This is a genomic window from Kutzneria buriramensis (assembly GCF_003387475.1).
Taxonomy (GTDB): Bacteria; Actinomycetota; Actinomycetes; order Mycobacteriales; family Pseudonocardiaceae; genus Kutzneria; species Kutzneria buriramensis.
The window spans coordinates 161,377-176,640 of record NZ_QUNO01000003.1 but is presented as its reverse complement, the minus strand read 5'-3'; the positions used below and the strand labels follow the sequence as shown (position 1 = coordinate 176,640).

Below are 15,264 nucleotides of genomic sequence, written 5' to 3'. Positions count from 1 at the left end.
GCGGATTCGCCTCTGAGCCGCCGCCTTCCCTCGGCAGAGTCGGATCGCTGGAAAGACGCGATCCGACTCTGCCCGCGGTCCAGGTAGCGGCGCGAATCCGCGATCTCTTCGATGCCTCGACGGCTCTCCGGTCGACAGGGTCCCCGTCGGTAGGCACGATGGGGATCGTGAACCAGCGAGTCACCGGCCTCGCCGCGCTGGTGGCGGCGGTGTCGGTGCTGGTGGCCGCGTGCGACGGCCCCGGCGAGCCGGCTCCGACCACGTCCTCGCGGCCGGCCGAGTCGTCGACCCTGAAACGGATCACGGCCCGCGGCAAGATCATTGTGGGAATTCGGGCCGACACGCCCGGATTGGCCCACCGCGACCCCGTTTCCGGGGTGTTCAGCGGTTTCGAGGTCTCACTGGTCCAACTCGTCGCCGCCGGTCTCGGGCTCAGCCCGCAGCAGATCGCCTTCACCCAGCTGACGCCCGACACCTCGCTGCCGTCCGTCGAGGCCGGCACCGTCGACATCTACCTCGGCGGCACGACCGCCGCCCAGGCCAGGCAGGCCGGGTTGCTGACCGCGGGGCCGTATCTGACGGCCGGGTTGGGGCTGCTGTACCGGAAGTCGGGGCCGACGGTGTCGGACGCGTCGACCGCCGCCGGGCGCAAGGTCTGCACGGTGGCGAACTCGGCGCCGCAGGGCCTGGCCCGGGACGCCAGGCTCACCGACCCCGACAAGCTCGTCGCCAGCACGTCGGCGAGGGACTGCGTGGACGAGCTGGGATCCGGCTCGGTGGACGCCGTCGCGGACTTCCTGCCCGTGGTCAGCGGCTACGCGTCGGCGGACCCCTCGAACCTGGCCGTGTCGGCGCTGGCTGCCCCGAAGCCCGTGGACTACGTCATCGCGCTGCCGGGTGGGGACGCCGACCTGCGGGACCGCCTCACCCGGATCATCCGCACCGCCGTCACCGACGGCACCTGGCAGCGTGACTACGACGCCGCCCTCGGCGCCACCAGCCCCAAACCCGCGCCCCCGAGCATCCCCAGCTGACGAACCCCCAGATGCAGGGAAGGACGCCTTCCCTGCATCCAGTGCGGGTAAGGCGTCCTTCCCTGCGTCAAAAAAAGGGGGTCAGACCGTCGGCATGTCGGCTACGGGGACGGCGGTGGTGCTGGCGGCGGCGGTGGGGCGGGCGGTGCTGCGGCCCCGTCGGGAGAGGCGGCGCTCCAGCATGGCCGCCAGGCGCGTGACCACCCAGTTGACCACCACGTAGATCAGGCCGATGACGACCAGCGTGGGAATGGTGTTGCCGTAGTTGGCGGGCAGGATCCGGTAGTTGGACAGCAGGTCCGAGAACGACAGGATGGTGCTGCCCAGGGCGGTGTCCTTCACGACGACCACGAGCTGGCTGACGATGGCCGGCAGCATCACGGTGACGGCCTGCGGCAGCAGGATCGTCAGCATGGTCTGGGTCTTGCGCAGCCCCAGCGCGTACGCCGCCTCGGACTGCCCCTTCGGCAGCGACTCGATGCCGGCGCGGAACACCTCGGCCAGCACGGACCCGTTGTACAGCACCAGGCCGGTCACCACGGCGAACAGCGGCCGGACGTCGGAGTCGATGTCGGTGTACCAGTCGTAGAAGAAGTTCGCGAACAGCATGAGCATCAGCACCGGGATGGCCCGGAACAGCTCCACCAGCACGCCGGCCGGCACCCGGATCCACACGTGGTCGGACAGCCGGGCGATGCCGAAGACCGCGCCGACCGGTAGCGCGATGACGATGGCCAGCACGGCCGCCAGCAGCGTCGTGCCCAGGCCCGGCAGCAGGTACACGGTCCAGGTGTCGCCCTGCACGAACGGGCTCCACATGGCCGACGTGAACTGGCCCTTGTCGTCGAGCGCGACGAACACGAACCAGGCCACGGCCGCCAGCAGCGCGAGGAACACCACGCTGTAGACCAGGTTGCGGACCTTGGCCTTGGGCCCCGGCGCGTCGTAGAGAACGGAGGGCGCGCCGCTCATCGCTTCACCGCCACCTTCTTGGACAGCCAGCCCAGCAGCAGGCCGACGGGGAGGGTCAGGATCACGAAGCCGATCGCGAAGACGGCGAACACCAGCGTGCCGGCCTGGCCCTCGTTCTCCAGCATGGTCTTCATCAGCACCGCGGCCTCGGCCACGCCGATGGCGCTCGCGACGGTGGTGTTCTTGGTCAGCGCGATCAGCACGCTGGCCAGCGGCGCCACCACCGAGCGCAAGGCCTGCGGCAGCACGATCAGCGTGAGCGTCTGGAAGAAGCCGAGCCCGAGCGCGCGGGCGGCCTCGGCCTGCCCGACCGGCACGGTGTTGATGCCCGACCGCACGGCCTCGGCCACGAACGTGCCGGTGTAGAGCACGAACGCCAGCACCGCGAGCCGGAAGTTGGTGATGGCCAGCGCCGCCGTCGTCTTGTCGGTGGTCAGCGAGACGCCCAGCGCCTGGTACAGGCCCAGCGACGAGGCGACCACGATCAGCGTCAGCGGCGTGTTGCGCACGATGTTGACGTACGCGGTGGCGAAGGCGCGCATCAGCCACACCGGGCTGACCCGCATGCCGGCCAGCACGATGCCCCAGACCAGCGCGCCGATCGCGGACCAGAAGGTGAGCTGCACGGTGGTCCAGAACGCACCGAGCAGGTCGTAGTTGCTCAGGAAGTCCACCTGCAGCTCCTTGTTTTCTCCGTGCGTTCCGCGCGGGCTCGGCCGCCCACGAGGCCGGTACCTTCCCTTGCGGTTTCTCGATCGATGGACAGACTCGATCGAGAAACCGCCGCGGTCCAGGCACCGGCGGCGGCCTCGCGGATCAGGTGGCGATCGTCACTTCTCGGTGATCGGGGGCTCCGACGGCACCTTGTAGTCGCTGCCGAAGTTCTTCTGCAGCGCGGCCTTCCAGGAGCCGTCCTGCTCCATGGCCTGGATGTACTCGTCCAGCGCCTGCTGGGTCTTGGTGTCGCCCTTCTTGAAGCCGATGCCGTACGGCTCCGTGGTGAACGGCTTGCCCACGACCTTGAGCTTGCCCTGGTTGGCGGCGGCGTAGCCCTGCAGGATGATGTCGTCGGTGCTGATCGCGTCGATCGCGCCGTTGAGCAGACCCGTGATGCACTCCGAGTACCCGCCGTAGTTCTGCAGCGAGACCTGGTTGGCGTACTTGGTCTGGAGCGTCTGCGCCGACGTGGAGCCGGTCACCGAGCAGAGCTTCTTGCCGTTGAGGCTGTCCGGCCCGGTGATGCTGGTGTTGTCGGCCTTGACCAGCAGGTCCTGCCCGGCGACGAAGTACGGGCCGGCGAAGGAGACCTTCTGCTTGCGCTTGTCGTTGATCGTGTACGTCGCGATCACCAGGTCCACGTCGCCCTGGGCGATGAGGTCCTCGCGCTGGGCCGAGGGGGCCTGCTTGAAGGTGATGTTGTTCTCGTCGACGCCCAGCTTCTTGGCGATGTACTTGGCGACGTCCACGTCGAAGCCGGTGTAGCCGTTGGCCGTCTTCAGCCCGAGGCCGGGCTGGTCGAACTTGATGCCGACGGTCAGCTTGTTGTCCGCCTTGGCGCGGTCCACCAGCGAGGAGCTGGAGTTGACCTGCTGGCTCTTCCCCCCGCAGGCGGTCACGGCCAGCGCGAGCGTGGCCACCAGCGCGCCGGCGCGCAGAACCGGGCTCAACCGCATGATGTCTCGTTTCCTCTCGGACGATGGTTACGTCAGTGGCTCAGGATCTTGCCGAGGAAGTCGCGGGCGCGCTCCGACTTCGGCGAAGTGAAGAACTCCTCGGTCGCGGCGTCCTCGACGATCTCGCCGTCGGCCATGAAGACCACGCGGTCGGACGCGCGGCGGGCGAAGCCCATCTCGTGCGTGACCACCAGCATCGTCATGCCGTCGCGGGCCAGCGACGTCATCACGTCCAGCACCTCGTTGACGACCTCGGGGTCCAGCGCGGAGGTCGGCTCGTCGAACAGCATCACCTTGGGCCGCATGTTCAGCGCGCGGGCGATGGCCGCGCGCTGCTGCTGGCCGCCGGACAGCTGCGCCGGGTACTTCTCGGCCTGGTTGGCGATGCCGACCCGGTCCAGCAGCTCCATGCCGTGCTTGCGGGCCTCGGCGGAGGCGACGCCGCGCACCTTCACCGGAGCCAGCATCACGTTCTCGATGATCGTCTTGTGCGCGAACAGGTTGAACGACTGGAAAACCATGCCCACATCGGCACGCAGCCGGGCCAGCGCCTTGCCCTCGGCCGGCACGGGCTGGCCGTCGACCTCGATCACGCCGGAGTCGATCGGCTCCAGGCGGTTGATGGTGCGGCACAGGGTGGACTTGCCGGATCCGGACGGGCCGAGGACCACGACGACCTGCCCCTTCGGCACTTCCAGGTCGATGCCCTTGAGCACGTGGAGCGGCCCGAAGAACTTGTCCACGCCCGCCATCCTGATCATCGGCGGCGTGGCGCCGGCAGCAGACATCGTTCCTCCAGCGACGCATGACTTAGGGGGGCGGGTGTTGGCGGAAACCTAGGTGGCAGCGTCGACACCAGTCCAGGCGGCTTGACCAAGACTTAGGGTCTCAGCTCCGTCACGCAGCCTAGCGGCCGTCCGCCCCGGCTGTGACGGACGCTCGACATCGGCGGAGGGGTCCACAGTGGAGTGATCGACCCGCCGGCTGTCAATCCACCGAGTGTAAAGACTTGGCAAACTCTGCGCGGGCGAACGGGTCGGTGTCACCCGTTCGGAGCAACGCGCTTCGGGGTCGCCGGACATCCGTGTGACCCCAGCCACCTAGAGTTGTCGCCGGACCCGCGGCACGGAGCGGGGGACACGCGGGGAGGTGTCAGAGGTGCGGGTGCTGCTCGTCGAGGACGACGACCGGGTCGCCGACGCGCTGCTGCCGGCGTTGGCCAGGCGCGGGCTGACCGTGGAGCGGCTGGCCCAGGGCCGCGGCGTGCTCGATCGCCTGACCGGCGTCGACGTCGTGCTGCTCGACCTGGGCCTGCCCGACATCGACGGGGTCACGCTGTGCCGGCAGATCCGGGCGGCCAGCGACGTGGCGATCATCGTGGTGTCGGCGCGGGGCGAGGTGGACGACCGGATCCTGGGGCTGCACGCCGGCGCCGACGACTACCTGGTCAAGCCGTACGACGTGGGCGAGCTGGTGGCGCGGGTGCACGCGGTGCGCCGCCGCCGCGGCGACGCGGTGCCCGGCGCCGGCGGCGGCACCGCCGGCGTGGTGCAGGTCGGCGACGTGCACATCGACCTGGTGCGCCACCAGGTGACTGTGGCGGACGAGCCGATCACCTTGTCCCGCAAGGAGTTCCAGGTGCTGGCGCTGGTCGTGGGCGCGGGTGGCGCGGTATGCACCCGGGAGCGGATCATCGCCGAGGTGTGGGGCCGCAGCTGGGCCGGCGCCAACCGGACGCTGGACGTGCACGTGGCCACCCTGCGCACCAAGCTGGGCCGGCCGGCGCTGGTGGAGACCGTGCGCGGCGTCGGCTACCGGCTGACCGCGGACGGACACGCCGGCGCCGGGACCACCTGAGGTGCGCACCCGGCTGCTCGGCAGCTTCGTCACCGTCGTCGCGATCCTGGTGCTGGGCCTGGGCATTCCGCTGGCGCTGACGTTCGCGCAGAACCTCCAGAGCGTGCTGTTCGCGGACCGCTCCGCCGACACCAGCCGGTACGCCTCGCTGTCGCAGCGGCTGCTGGAGCAGGGCGGCACCGATTCCGGGCTGCTGGACCAGTTGCGCAGCTACTACGAGGTGTACGGCATCTCCATCGCCGTGTTCGACCGCGGCGACCAGGACCCCGGCGGCGCGTTCCAGACCCAGGAGGCCTCGCCGGGGCCGGGCATCGACCCGTCCGACGCCGTGGTGCACCGGGACCTGGTGAACGCCCGTGCCGGCCGCGGCACCCAGCAGGGCGCGCTGCTGATGCCCTGGGACGGCGACCCGATGGTGGTCGCCGAGCCCGTGCTGGTCAACGGCGAGGTGCGCGGTGTGGTCGTCACGTCCTCGCCGACCGAGCACACCCGCACGCTGATCTGGCTGTCCTGGGCGGCGATCCTGGTCGGCGGCGTGCTCGCGGTCGGGCTGGCGGTGCTCGTGGCGCTGCCGCTGGTGCGCTGGATGCTGCGCCCGGTTCTGTTGCTGGACAACGCGACCGCCGCACTGCTGCCCGCAATCGTCAACGGGCGCAAGGTGGATCCGGTCGGCGGCGACATCGGCCCGCCCGAGCTGCGGCGGCTCACCCGCTCCTTCGACCAGATGGCCGTCAGCGTGAGCGACGTGCTCGCCGCGCAGCGGGCGTTCGTCGCCGACGCCTCGCACCAGCTGCGGAACCCGTTGACGGCACTGCGAATTCGACTGTCCAACCTGGAGGGTCACGTCGATCCGGACGTGCAGGAGCAGCAGTCCGCCGCGCTGGAGGAAGCCGACCGCCTCAACCGGATCCTGGACGAGCTGCTGTCGATGGCCCGTGCCGAGTCGAGCTCCGTCGATCCCATTGCGGTGGACGTGGATCAGGCGGTCTCCGCCCGGCTGCGGGCATGGCAGGCCGTCGCGACGGCCAAGGGCGTGGCGCTCGTGCTGGACGGCGAGCCCGGCGGCACCGCGCTCGCCCCGCCGCGTGGCGTGGAGACCGTGCTGGACGCGTTGCTGGACAACGCCTTGAAGTTCACCGGCGACGACACCATCGTCACGGTCGAGGTGCACCGCCGGGACGGTCGGGTGCGGCTGGCCGTGCGAGACCACGGGCCGGGGCTGCAGGAGGACGAGCTGGAGCGGGCGACCGACCGGTTCTGGCGCAGCGCCGCCCACCAGAACGTGCGTGGCTCGGGGCTGGGCCTCGCGATCGTGCGGCTGCTCGTGGAGCGGGTCGGCGGCGCCATAATGCTGGACCTGCCCGAGGGCGGCGGCCTGCGGGTGACCTTCGACCTGCCGGCGCTCTAGGGGGTGTCCCGTGGATCGTGGTCGATGAGAGTCGGGATCGAGGTGGTTCCGGGCGGCGCGGCGAAAACGGCCTCATACCGGGCGTATTCGGACGTTTTCGCGGTGTCGTCAGGGGCCGCGTCGGCGCGGCTGTCGCGGTTGTGATTCACGGGACCCCCTAGACCTTCGCCGACTTGTAGTACTCCAGCGCGCCGTCGTGCAGCGTGATCGGCAGCGTCTCGATGGCCGACCGCTGGTCGATCAGCTGCGACGCCTGCGCCACCACCGGGTTCGAGTCCGCCGCCAGCTCCGGCAGCGCGTCGAACAAGGTCCGCACCAGCGCCTCGGCCTCGTCGGCGGACATGTTCTCGCGCACCATCAGCAGGTTGTGCACGGCCAGCGTGCTCACCGGCTTGTCGCCCTGCGCCAGCTGCGGGTACGCCGTCGCGGGCACCGTCTCCACGTTGTAGAAGGGCAGCGACTTCCGGTCGATCGTGGACAGGTCCAGCATCCGCAGCCTGCCGGGGTTCTGCTTCACGGTGGCGGTGATGTCCGGCGTGGGCAGGCCGCCGGACCAGAACAGCGCGTCGCGCTTGCCGGCGACCAGGTTGGCGAGCGAGTCGTGCAGGCTGTCCTCGTGGTAGTCCGGGCTGGTCGCGTCCAGCCCGGCGGCCTTGAGCAGGTTGAGCGCCACGACCTTCACGCCGGAGTTCTGGCTGCCGATGGACACCGCGTGCCCGCGCAGGTCCTTCAGCTTGGTCAGCGCCGAGTCCTTGCGCACCAGGACCTGGATGTAGTCGTCGTAGATGCGGGCCAGCGCCCGCAGCCCGGACGGGTTGGCCGCGGCGGCGTCGGCGGCGACGAAGGCCACGTCGGCGGCGTTGTTGCGCAGCGCGACGAGGTTGTCCACGGACCCGTTGGTCTTCCTGACCTCGGTGTTCATGCCGAGCTGGTCGCGCCACACCGCGGCCAGCCGGGAGCCGAGCGTGTAGTAGACGCCGCCGGTGCCGCCGGTGGCCACCCGCAGCGGCGTGCCGGACAGGCTGGAGCCGCATGCGCCCAGGCCGGGGGCGGCCAGAGCGGCGGCCCCTAGCACGATCAGGACCCGTCGTGTTAGTGGCACCTGTCCATCCTGCCAGCAGGGGGTTCTACGCTGGGACCGAGCGGGCCGTCGGGAAGAGGTAGGGCAGTGACACGGAGTTACGAAATTCGCACGTTCGGTTGCCAGATGAACGTGCACGACTCCGAGCGGCTGGCCGGCATGCTCGAGGACGCCGGGTACGCGCCCGCGGCCGAGGGCGCCGCGCCGGACCTCGTCGTCTTCAACACCTGCGCGGTCCGCGAGAACGCCGACAACAAGCTCTACGGCACGCTCGGCCACATGCGGCCGCTGAAGACGGCCAACCCGGACATGCAGGTCGCGGTCGGCGGCTGCCTGGCGCAGAAGGACCGCAGCACCATCGTGCAGCGCGCGCCGTGGGTGGACGTCGTGTTCGGCACGCACAACATCGGCTCGCTGCCCACGCTGCTGGAGCGGGCCCGGCACAACAACGAGGCCCAGGTCGAGATCCTGGAGTCGCTGGAGACGTTCCCGTCCACGCTGCCGGCCCGCCGCGACTCCGCCTACTCCGGCTGGGTGTCGATCTCCGTGGGCTGCAACAACACCTGCACCTTCTGCATCGTGCCGTCGCTGCGCGGCAAGGAGAAGGACCGCCGCCCCGGCGACGTGCTGGCCGAGGTGCAGGCGCTGGTCGACGAGGGCGTGCTGGAGGTGACGCTGCTCGGCCAGAACGTCAACTCCTACGGCGTCGAGTTCGGCGACCGGCTGGCGTTCGGCAAGCTGCTGCGGGCCGCCGGCGAGATCGACGGGCTGGAGCGGATCCGGTTCACCTCGCCGCACCCCAAGGACTTCACCGACGACGTGATCGCCGCGATGGCCGAGACGCCGGCCGTCTGCCACCAGCTGCACATGCCGCTCCAGTCCGGCTCGGACCGGCTGCTGCGCGAGATGCGCCGCTCGTACCGCACCGACAAGTACCTGGGCATCCTGGACAAGGTGCGGGCGGCCATGCCCGACGCCGCGATCACCACCGACATCATCGTCGGCTTCCCCGGCGAGACCGAGGAGGACTTCCAGGGCACGCTGGACGTGGTGCGGCGGGCCCGGTTCGCCAGCGCCTTCACCTTCCAGTACTCCAAGCGCCCCGGCACGCCCGCCGCCGAGATGGACGGCCAGCTGCCCAAGGAGGTCGTGCAGGAGCGCTTCGACCGGCTGATCGCCGTGCAGGAGGAGAACTCGCTCGCCGGCAACCGCGAGCAGATCGGCCGCGAGGTCGAGGTGCTCGTCGCGCAGGGTGAGGGGCGCCGGGACGGGGAGACGCAGCGGATGAGCGGCCGCGCCCGCGACGGGCGGCTCGTGCACTTCGCGTCGACGCCGGGCGTGCGCCCGGGCGACGTCGTGCGCACCGTCGTCACGTACGCCGCGCCGCACTACCTGGTCGCCGACGGCGCCGTGGTCAGCCACCGGCGCACCAGGGCGGGGGACAACACCGAGGCCGGTTTGCGGCCCAAGACCTCGGGGGTCAGCCTGGGGCTGCCCTCGTTCGGCACGCCGGCCCCGCTAGCGCCGGCCGAAGGATGTGCGACCCAGTGACTGACGACTTGTCCGACCTCCAGGTCGAGGTGCCCAAGGCCCCGCGCCGCGCGTTCCGTCAGATCGACCCCGGCGCCCGTGCGCTCGTGGTCGCCGTCTGCGTGATGGTGATGCTGGTGGCGGCGCTGCTGCCGTGGGTGGACGGCGCCAGCGGCTGGCAGATCCTGTTCGGCCTCGCGCCCGCCGGCACGGTCATCGGCCTGGTGCCGATCATCTACGCCGTCTGCTCCACGCTGTTCGGCGTCGTGGTGTCCGCCGCCGCGCTCGTGACCCGGCTCTGGGCGCTCGCCTTCGCCGGCGCCGCCGGCTGCGGTTTCAGCACCCTGACGTCGCTGCTGGCCATCTGGTCGCAGCAGTCGACCTCCAGCCACGAGCCCGGCCCCGGCCCGGGCCTCGGCCTCATCCTCGGCGCGCTCACCCTGATCGTGCTGACCTTCCAGTGGGTAAAGCTCACCTTCACCCGGGACTGAGATTCCTCCTCAAGAGTGAGGCCCCGCCGGATGATCCGGCGGGGCCTTCCCATTTCCGGTAACGCAGGAGATCGCTCGGCCGCGCCGGTGCCTGGACCGTCGCCGGATTTCACCCGCCGCCACTCGACGCAACCCACCACTCAAGCTGATGCGGCGGGTTAAGTCCGGCCAGGGAAGGCACCGGTCACGAGCGGCCCAGCCGCGACGCCGAAGGCGGCGCCAAAATCACCGCGTGGCGACGGCCTGCTCGGCGGCGGCCAGCCACTCGCGCCACTGCGCCGCCTGGGCCTCGGCCTGCTCGGCGCGGCGCTTGTCGCCGGCCGACCGGGCCTTGGCCGCCTGGGCCTCGAACTGGTTCACCCGCTCGCGGAACTGCGCCACCCGGGCCTCGGCCTCGGGGTCGGTGCGGCGCCACTGCGCGTCCACCGCGCCGCGGACCCGCTCCTCGACGGCCCGCAGCCGGCCCTCCAGCTCACGCACCCGCTCGCGCGGCACCTTGCCGACCTGGTCCCAGCGCTCCTGGAGCTTGTAGAGCGCGGACCGGGCCGCCTCCAGGCCCGCGGTCGGGTCGATGTGCTCGGCCTCGGCCAGCAGCTCCTCCTTGAGCTTGGCGTTGTGGCCGAACTCGGCGTCCCGCTCGTCGAACGCCGCCGAGCGGCGCGCGAAGAACTTGTCCTGCGCGGCCCGGAACGCCTGCCACAGCGCGTCGTCGGACTCCTTGGGCGCGCGGCCGGCGGCCTTCCACTCGACCATGAGCTCCTTGTACCGGCCGGCGGTGACGCCCCAGTCGTCCGAGGCGGCCAGCTGCTCGGCCTCCTCGACCAGCTCCTGCTTGCGCGTCTTGGCCGTGGCCCGCTGCCGGTCCAGGTCGGCGAAGTGCGCGCCGCGCCGCCGGTTGAAGGCGTCGCGGGCCTTGGAGAACCGGCGCCACAGCTGCTCGTCGGTCTTGCGGTCGACGCCGCGGATCGTCTTCCACTCGTCGAGGATCGCCCGCAGCCGGTCGCCCGCCGACTTCCACTGGGTCGACTCGTTGGCCAGCTGCTCGGCCTCCTCGACCAGCGCCTGCTTGCGGTGCGCCGACTCGGCGCGGGCCGCGTCGCGGGCCACCTTCGCCTTGTCCACGGCCTTCTCGGCGCTGGCGATCACGAAGTCGACCCGCAGCCGGAGCGCCTCCAGGTCGCCGACCACCGCGGCGTCGGCCAGGCCGTCGCGCACGTGCTTGGCGCTGGTGAGCGCCTGCTTCGGATCGCCGGCGCCGGACTTGAGCCGGGCCTCCAGCAGTTCGACCTCGGTGCGCATGTCGTCGAAGCGGCGGGCGAAGTGGGCCAGGCCCTCGGCCGGCTCACCGGCCTGCCAGGAACCGACCTCGCGCTCACCGCTCTCGGCCTTGACGTACACCTTGCCGGCCTCGTCCACCCGGCCCCACCGGGTCGGATCATCCGAGGCGACGGGCACCGTGGGCGGCGTGGTCCCCGCCGCGTCCGACTTCCCTGCCTCGGCCTGCGGCGTCGCCACCACGTCGGTGGCCGCCTCGTCCGCAGTCGCCTGCTCGACCCCGTCCACCGGGGCCGTCTCCTGGTCCGTCATCGCCGGCTTCCTCCTCGCCTGCCACCATGAGCCCGCGCGCGGGGCGCGAGCGCCCCGCACACAGGCGAGGCCCAAACGACCGGGTACTCCGAACGCGTGGTCCGAATACCTTCGCCGGGCATTCAAACAGGTCAGGCGTCGGCTGTGTACTCCGAGTCGGCAGGTAGCGTGCCGTATCGTGATCGTAGGCGTTGCCGTGGTGCCTCATCCGCCCCTGCTGGTGCCCGAGCTGGTGGCCGGCGCGGTGACCGAGACGGAGGCCGTCAGACGCGCCTGCGTGGCCGCCGGCAAGCGGTTGGCGGCGCTGTCCCGGGAGTGGCTGGCGATCGCCAGCGACGCCCATTTCCACGGCCTGACCAGCGCGGATGTCGCCGGCACCTTTCGTGGCTACGGCGTGGACAAGATCGTTTCACTGGCCGAGGACGGCGGCCGCGGGGACGTCGATCCGGCGCTGCCGCTGCCCGCGCTGGTCGCCGGTTGGCTGCGTGCGGAGGCGGGCGCGGCTCAGGTTGTCGTCCAGACGATCGATCCTGGCGGTTCGGTGAACGACTGCAAACGAGTGGGTGAACGGCTCGCCCGGCAGGACCGTCCGGTCGGTCTGCTCGTGCTCGGCGACGGGTCGAGCCGGCATCCCGGGCCCTCCGGTCACCCCGACGAGCGGTCGGTGGGGTTCGACGCCGGCGTCCGCGACGCCCTGGCGACCGCCGACCTGGACGCCCTGCTCGGCCTCGACGTCGACCTGGCCCGTGAACTCGACGTGTCCGGGCGGGCCGCCTGGCAGGCGCTCGCCGGGGCGGCTTCGGGCCGCCAGTGGCGGCCCGAGCTGCTGTACTCCGAGGCGCCCTTCGGCGTGGGCTACCACGTGGCGTGCTGGGAGCCGGCGTGAGCGAGCTCGCGAGCGAACCAAATCGACACAGCAGCGTGCGGGCCATCGCGGTGGTCGGGCCGACCGCCGCCGGCAAGTCCGATCTCGGCGTGGAGCTGGCCCGGCGGTGCGGCGGCGAGGTGATCAACGCCGACGCCATGCAGCTTTACAAGGGCATGGACATCGGCACCGCCAAGCTCTCGCTCGCCGAGCGTCGCGGCGTGCCGCACCACATGTTGGACGTGCTCGACGTGACGGAGACGGCGTCGGTGGCGGCGTACCAGCGGCAGACGCGAGAGCTGATGGAGCGGCTCATCGCCGACGGCGTCACGCCCGTGCTCGTCGGCGGTTCCGGGCTCTACGTGCAGGCCGTGCTCGACGAGCTGGAGTTCCCCGGCACCGATCCGGCGGTGCGGACCCGGTTGGAGGCCGAGCTGGCGGAGGTGGGTTCCGAAGCGCTGCACGCGCGGCTAGCAGTGCTGGATCCGCCAGCGGCGACAGCGATCCTGTCGTCGAACGGGCGGCGCGTGGTGCGGGCCCTGGAGGTCATCGAGGTGACCGGCCGGCCGTTCTCCGCGACCATGCCCAAGCGCGGCGAGGCCCGGTACGGGACCGTGCAGATCGGCGTCGACCGTGACGTCGCCGAGCTGGACGCCCGGGTGGACCTGCGCGTGCGGCTGATGTTCGAGGCCGGTCTGGTCGACGAGGTCCGCGCGCTGGAGGCCGTCGGCCTGCGGGACGGCAAGACCGCCGCGCGGGCACTCGGCTACCAGCAGGTGCTCTCCTACCTCGACGGCTCCTACGATCTCGACGCCGCCGCCGAGGAGACCGCCCGCGCCACCCGCCGGTTCGTGCGGCGGCAGCGGTCCTGGTTCCGGCGCGACCAGCGCATCACCTGGTTCGACGGCGCCCGGCCCGACCTGGCCGAGGCCGCCGGCGCGCTACTCTGACCGGGTGGGTATCGAGTTCGTCAAGGGGCATGGCACCGAGAACGACTTCGTGGTGCTGCCCGATCCCGATGGCACCCTGGAGCTGACCGACAGCCGCGTGCGGGCGCTGTGCGACCGCAGCCGCGGGCTCGGGGCCGACGGGGTGCTGCGGGTCGTGCCCAACAAGGTCTTCGCCGGGTCCGGCGACGGCTGGTTCATGGACTACCGCAACGCCGACGGCTCCATCGCCGAGATGTGCGGCAACGGCGTGCGGGTCTTCGCCGCCTACCTCGTCGACGCCGGCCTGGCGTCGCCCGGCGAGTTCGTCGTCGGCACCCGCGCCGGGGACCGTCCCGTCGTCGTGCATGAGGACGGCTCCGTCACTGTGCAGATGGGCCCCGCCCGCGTCACCGGCGCCTCCGCCGCCACCCTCGGCGGCGTCTCGTTCCCCGGCGTCGCCGTCGACGTCGGCAATCCGCACCTCGTCTGCGTCACCGACGTCCCCATCGCCTCCCTCGACCTCGCCGTCGCCCCCGGCCGGGATCAGTCGATGTTCCCCAACGGCGTCAACGTCGAGTTCGTCAACGTGGTCGGCCCCGGTGCGCTGGCGATGCGTGTCCACGAGCGTGGCGTCGGCGAGACCCGCTCCTGCGGCACCGGCACCGTCGCCGTGGTCGCCGCCCGTCTGCACCAGACCGGCGCTGTCACCGGTCAGTCCACTGTGGACATCCCCGGCGGTCGCGTCGCCGTCACCATCGGCGAGGGGGAGAGCACCCTCACCGGGCCGGCCGTCCTGGTGGCCCGCGGCGAGCTCAGCGACGCCTGGTGGTCCTCTCTTGGTGAGTGACCGCCTCTTGCGGCGGATCCAGCGGGACTTCCCGGCACCCGCCGAGGCGCTGCGTCTGATCGACGAACTCCCTGCCGACCACGGCCAGGACGTCGAACGCGTCCAGGCCGCAGTTGTCCTTTACGCCCGCGGTGACATCTCTCGCCTGCGCGACCGGCTCGACCTGGCCCGCATCGACTGGCGCGATGTCCTCGTCTCCGGGGACCTCGCCGACGGCGACTGGCCCCAGCGCCTCGACCGCGAACTCGGGCCGGCCTGATCAGCTCGCCGTGAGGTGATGCCAGGCGTGCGAACAGCCGTCCGTGCAGAACCGGGCTCGCCGCCGTTCGTCCGCCACGCCGAGCAGCGCCACCAGCAAGCGGAACGCCTTCGGCCACTCGTCCACGGGCAAGCCGGTGATCTTCGACATCTTGCCCTTGGCGAGCAGGACCGCCGGTGTGTGCGTCGGCTTGATTCCCGCGCGTCGAGCGCTTTCGGGGGCGTCGTCGGCGGTCGCGCGCGCCTGCACACAGAAGTCCGTGAGCAGGCGGAGGGTCTCGGCCTGCTCATCGGCGGTCAGCCTGTGGAACCACGTGACGCCCTCGTCAAGCGGGCGGATCCCTTGTGCCAGCTCGTTGAGCAGGACGTCCTGCTCACGCACGGGATCGCCGCCGGCGTTGCTCGACGATCAGGTTGACGACCACGATCACCGCGAACACGACAGCCGGCACCAGGTGTCCGAGGGCCGCCAGCGCGACGGCGGCGGCGCCGAAGACCAGGACCTTGACGGCGAGAACTGCCGGGCGGGGCAACGAGAAGCGGGCCTTGGGCGCGGCGAACAGGCCCCAGATGACGGCGGCGACGAGCGGTGCGCCGATGCCCAGAGCGATGGCCGTGACGCCGGTGCCGGTGGCGAAGCCCCACCAGCACAGGATCGCCAGGGCGGCGAGTTCCAACACGAGCGCCAGCACTTCGTTCAGGCCGATGTCCACGGCGATCAGTATCGGCCAA

Annotated in this window: 17 protein-coding genes; 9 read left to right on the top strand and 8 right to left on the bottom strand. The window is 71.3% G+C overall.

Annotated features, from left to right (window positions below; all coding sequences use genetic code 11):
* Positions 1 to 167: 167 nt before the first annotated feature.
* Positions 168 to 1,034, top strand: coding sequence for a transporter substrate-binding domain-containing protein (locus BCF44_RS09280; protein WP_170217433.1), 867 nt, complete (start codon positions 168 to 170; stop codon positions 1,032 to 1,034).
* Between the two features lie 81 nt (positions 1,035 to 1,115).
* Here the strand turns inward: BCF44_RS09280 and BCF44_RS09275 are convergent, their stop codons facing one another.
* The 4 genes from BCF44_RS09275 to BCF44_RS09260 all read right to left on the bottom strand — a co-directional run bounded on the left by BCF44_RS09275 (position 1,116) and on the right by BCF44_RS09260 (position 4,440).
* On the bottom strand, positions 1,116 to 2,006 hold the full coding sequence (locus tag BCF44_RS09275; RefSeq protein WP_116173783.1) for an amino acid ABC transporter permease: 891 nt from the start codon (positions 2,004 to 2,006) through the stop codon (positions 1,116 to 1,118).
* A complete protein-coding gene (locus BCF44_RS09270; protein WP_116173782.1) occupies positions 2,003 to 2,680 on the bottom strand; it encodes an amino acid ABC transporter permease in 678 nt (225 codons plus the stop codon). The genes BCF44_RS09275 and BCF44_RS09270 overlap by 4 nt, the downstream gene beginning before the upstream one ends.
* A gap of 156 nt (positions 2,681 to 2,836) precedes the next feature.
* Complete coding sequence (locus BCF44_RS09265) at positions 2,837 to 3,679, bottom strand: glutamate ABC transporter substrate-binding protein (protein WP_116173781.1); 843 nt, start codon at positions 3,677 to 3,679, stop codon at positions 2,837 to 2,839.
* Between the two features lie 32 nt (positions 3,680 to 3,711).
* Complete coding sequence (locus BCF44_RS09260) at positions 3,712 to 4,440, bottom strand: amino acid ABC transporter ATP-binding protein (protein ID WP_211352991.1); 729 nt, start codon at positions 4,438 to 4,440, stop codon at positions 3,712 to 3,714.
* 397 nt (positions 4,441 to 4,837) lie between these two features.
* On the opposite strand from BCF44_RS09260, the gene BCF44_RS09255 reads away from it, so the two are divergent.
* Both BCF44_RS09255 and BCF44_RS09250 read left to right on the top strand, forming a co-directional pair.
* Positions 4,838 to 5,536, top strand: coding sequence for a response regulator transcription factor (locus BCF44_RS09255; RefSeq protein WP_116173779.1), 699 nt, complete (start codon positions 4,838 to 4,840; stop codon positions 5,534 to 5,536).
* A gap of 1 nt (position 5,537) precedes the next feature.
* Positions 5,538 to 6,944, top strand: coding sequence for a sensor histidine kinase (locus BCF44_RS09250; RefSeq protein WP_116173778.1), 1,407 nt, complete (start codon positions 5,538 to 5,540; stop codon positions 6,942 to 6,944).
* Between the two features lie 157 nt (positions 6,945 to 7,101).
* Here BCF44_RS09250 and BCF44_RS09245 read toward each other — a convergent pair whose 3' ends face one another.
* A complete protein-coding gene (locus BCF44_RS09245) occupies positions 7,102 to 8,046 on the bottom strand; it encodes a TAXI family TRAP transporter solute-binding subunit (RefSeq protein WP_170217431.1) in 945 nt (314 codons plus the stop codon).
* 66 nt (positions 8,047 to 8,112) lie between these two features.
* Between BCF44_RS09245 and miaB the strand changes: the two genes are divergently transcribed.
* A complete protein-coding gene (gene miaB / locus BCF44_RS09240; protein WP_116173777.1) occupies positions 8,113 to 9,576 on the top strand; it encodes a tRNA (N6-isopentenyl adenosine(37)-C2)-methylthiotransferase MiaB in 1,464 nt (487 codons plus the stop codon).
* Entirely contained in the window at positions 9,573 to 10,046 is a 474-nt protein-coding gene (locus BCF44_RS09235) for an Rv2732c family membrane protein (RefSeq protein ID WP_116173776.1), read from the top strand. Before miaB ends, BCF44_RS09235 begins: the two co-directional genes overlap by 4 nt.
* 225 nt (positions 10,047 to 10,271) lie before the next feature.
* On the opposite strand, the gene BCF44_RS09230 is transcribed toward BCF44_RS09235, so the two are convergent.
* Positions 10,272 to 11,633, bottom strand: coding sequence for a DUF349 domain-containing protein (locus BCF44_RS09230; RefSeq protein WP_116173775.1), 1,362 nt, complete (start codon positions 11,631 to 11,633; stop codon positions 10,272 to 10,274).
* Between the two features lie 178 nt (positions 11,634 to 11,811).
* Between BCF44_RS09230 and BCF44_RS09225 the strand changes: the two genes are divergently transcribed.
* Genes BCF44_RS09225 through BCF44_RS09210 form a run of 4 tightly spaced genes read left to right on the top strand, consistent with a single transcriptional unit; the run spans position 11,812 to position 14,533 of the window.
* Entirely contained in the window at positions 11,812 to 12,519 is a 708-nt protein-coding gene (locus BCF44_RS09225; protein WP_116173774.1) for a class III extradiol ring-cleavage dioxygenase family protein, read from the top strand.
* A 35-nt stretch (positions 12,520 to 12,554) separates the two neighbouring features.
* Positions 12,555 to 13,448 carry a tRNA (adenosine(37)-N6)-dimethylallyltransferase MiaA gene (gene miaA / locus BCF44_RS09220; RefSeq protein ID WP_116173773.1) on the top strand — a complete coding sequence of 298 codons (894 nt, stop codon included), beginning with the start codon at positions 12,555 to 12,557 and terminating at the stop codon, positions 13,446 to 13,448.
* Between the two features lie 4 nt (positions 13,449 to 13,452).
* The gene (gene dapF / locus BCF44_RS09215; RefSeq protein ID WP_116173772.1) at positions 13,453 to 14,274 is read left to right on the top strand and encodes a diaminopimelate epimerase; all 822 of its coding nucleotides are present in this window, start codon (positions 13,453 to 13,455) and stop codon (positions 14,272 to 14,274) included.
* Positions 14,267 to 14,533: a hypothetical protein gene (locus BCF44_RS09210; RefSeq protein WP_211352962.1), complete on the top strand. Its 267-nt coding sequence runs from the start codon at positions 14,267 to 14,269 to the stop codon at positions 14,531 to 14,533. The genes dapF and BCF44_RS09210 overlap by 8 nt, the downstream gene beginning before the upstream one ends.
* On the opposite strand, the gene BCF44_RS09205 is transcribed toward BCF44_RS09210, so the two are convergent.
* Both BCF44_RS09205 and BCF44_RS09200 read right to left on the bottom strand, forming a co-directional pair.
* A complete protein-coding gene (locus tag BCF44_RS09205) occupies positions 14,534 to 14,914 on the bottom strand; it encodes a DUF5958 family protein (RefSeq protein WP_116173770.1) in 381 nt (126 codons plus the stop codon).
* Entirely contained in the window at positions 14,907 to 15,245 is a 339-nt protein-coding gene (locus tag BCF44_RS09200; RefSeq protein WP_211352961.1) for a YrdB family protein, read from the bottom strand. The genes BCF44_RS09205 and BCF44_RS09200 overlap by 8 nt, the downstream gene beginning before the upstream one ends.
* Between the last annotated feature and the right edge of the window lie 19 nt (positions 15,246 to 15,264).

What these genes read in the sequence shown, in the direction of transcription:
- BCF44_RS09275 (WP_116173783.1), bottom strand. Translation starts at nt 2,006, where the DNA reads ATGAGCGGCGCGCCCTCCGTTCTCTACGACGCGCCGGGGCCCAAGGCC.
- BCF44_RS09265 (WP_116173781.1), bottom strand. Translation starts at nt 3,679, where the DNA reads ATGCGGTTGAGCCCGGTTCTGCGCGCCGGCGCGCTGGTGGCCACGCTC.
- BCF44_RS09260 (WP_211352991.1), bottom strand. Translation starts at nt 4,440, where the DNA reads ATGATCAGGATGGCGGGCGTGGACAAGTTCTTCGGGCCGCTCCACGTG.
- BCF44_RS09230 (WP_116173775.1), bottom strand. Translation starts at nt 11,633, where the DNA reads ATGACGGACCAGGAGACGGCCCCGGTGGACGGGGTCGAGCAGGCGACT.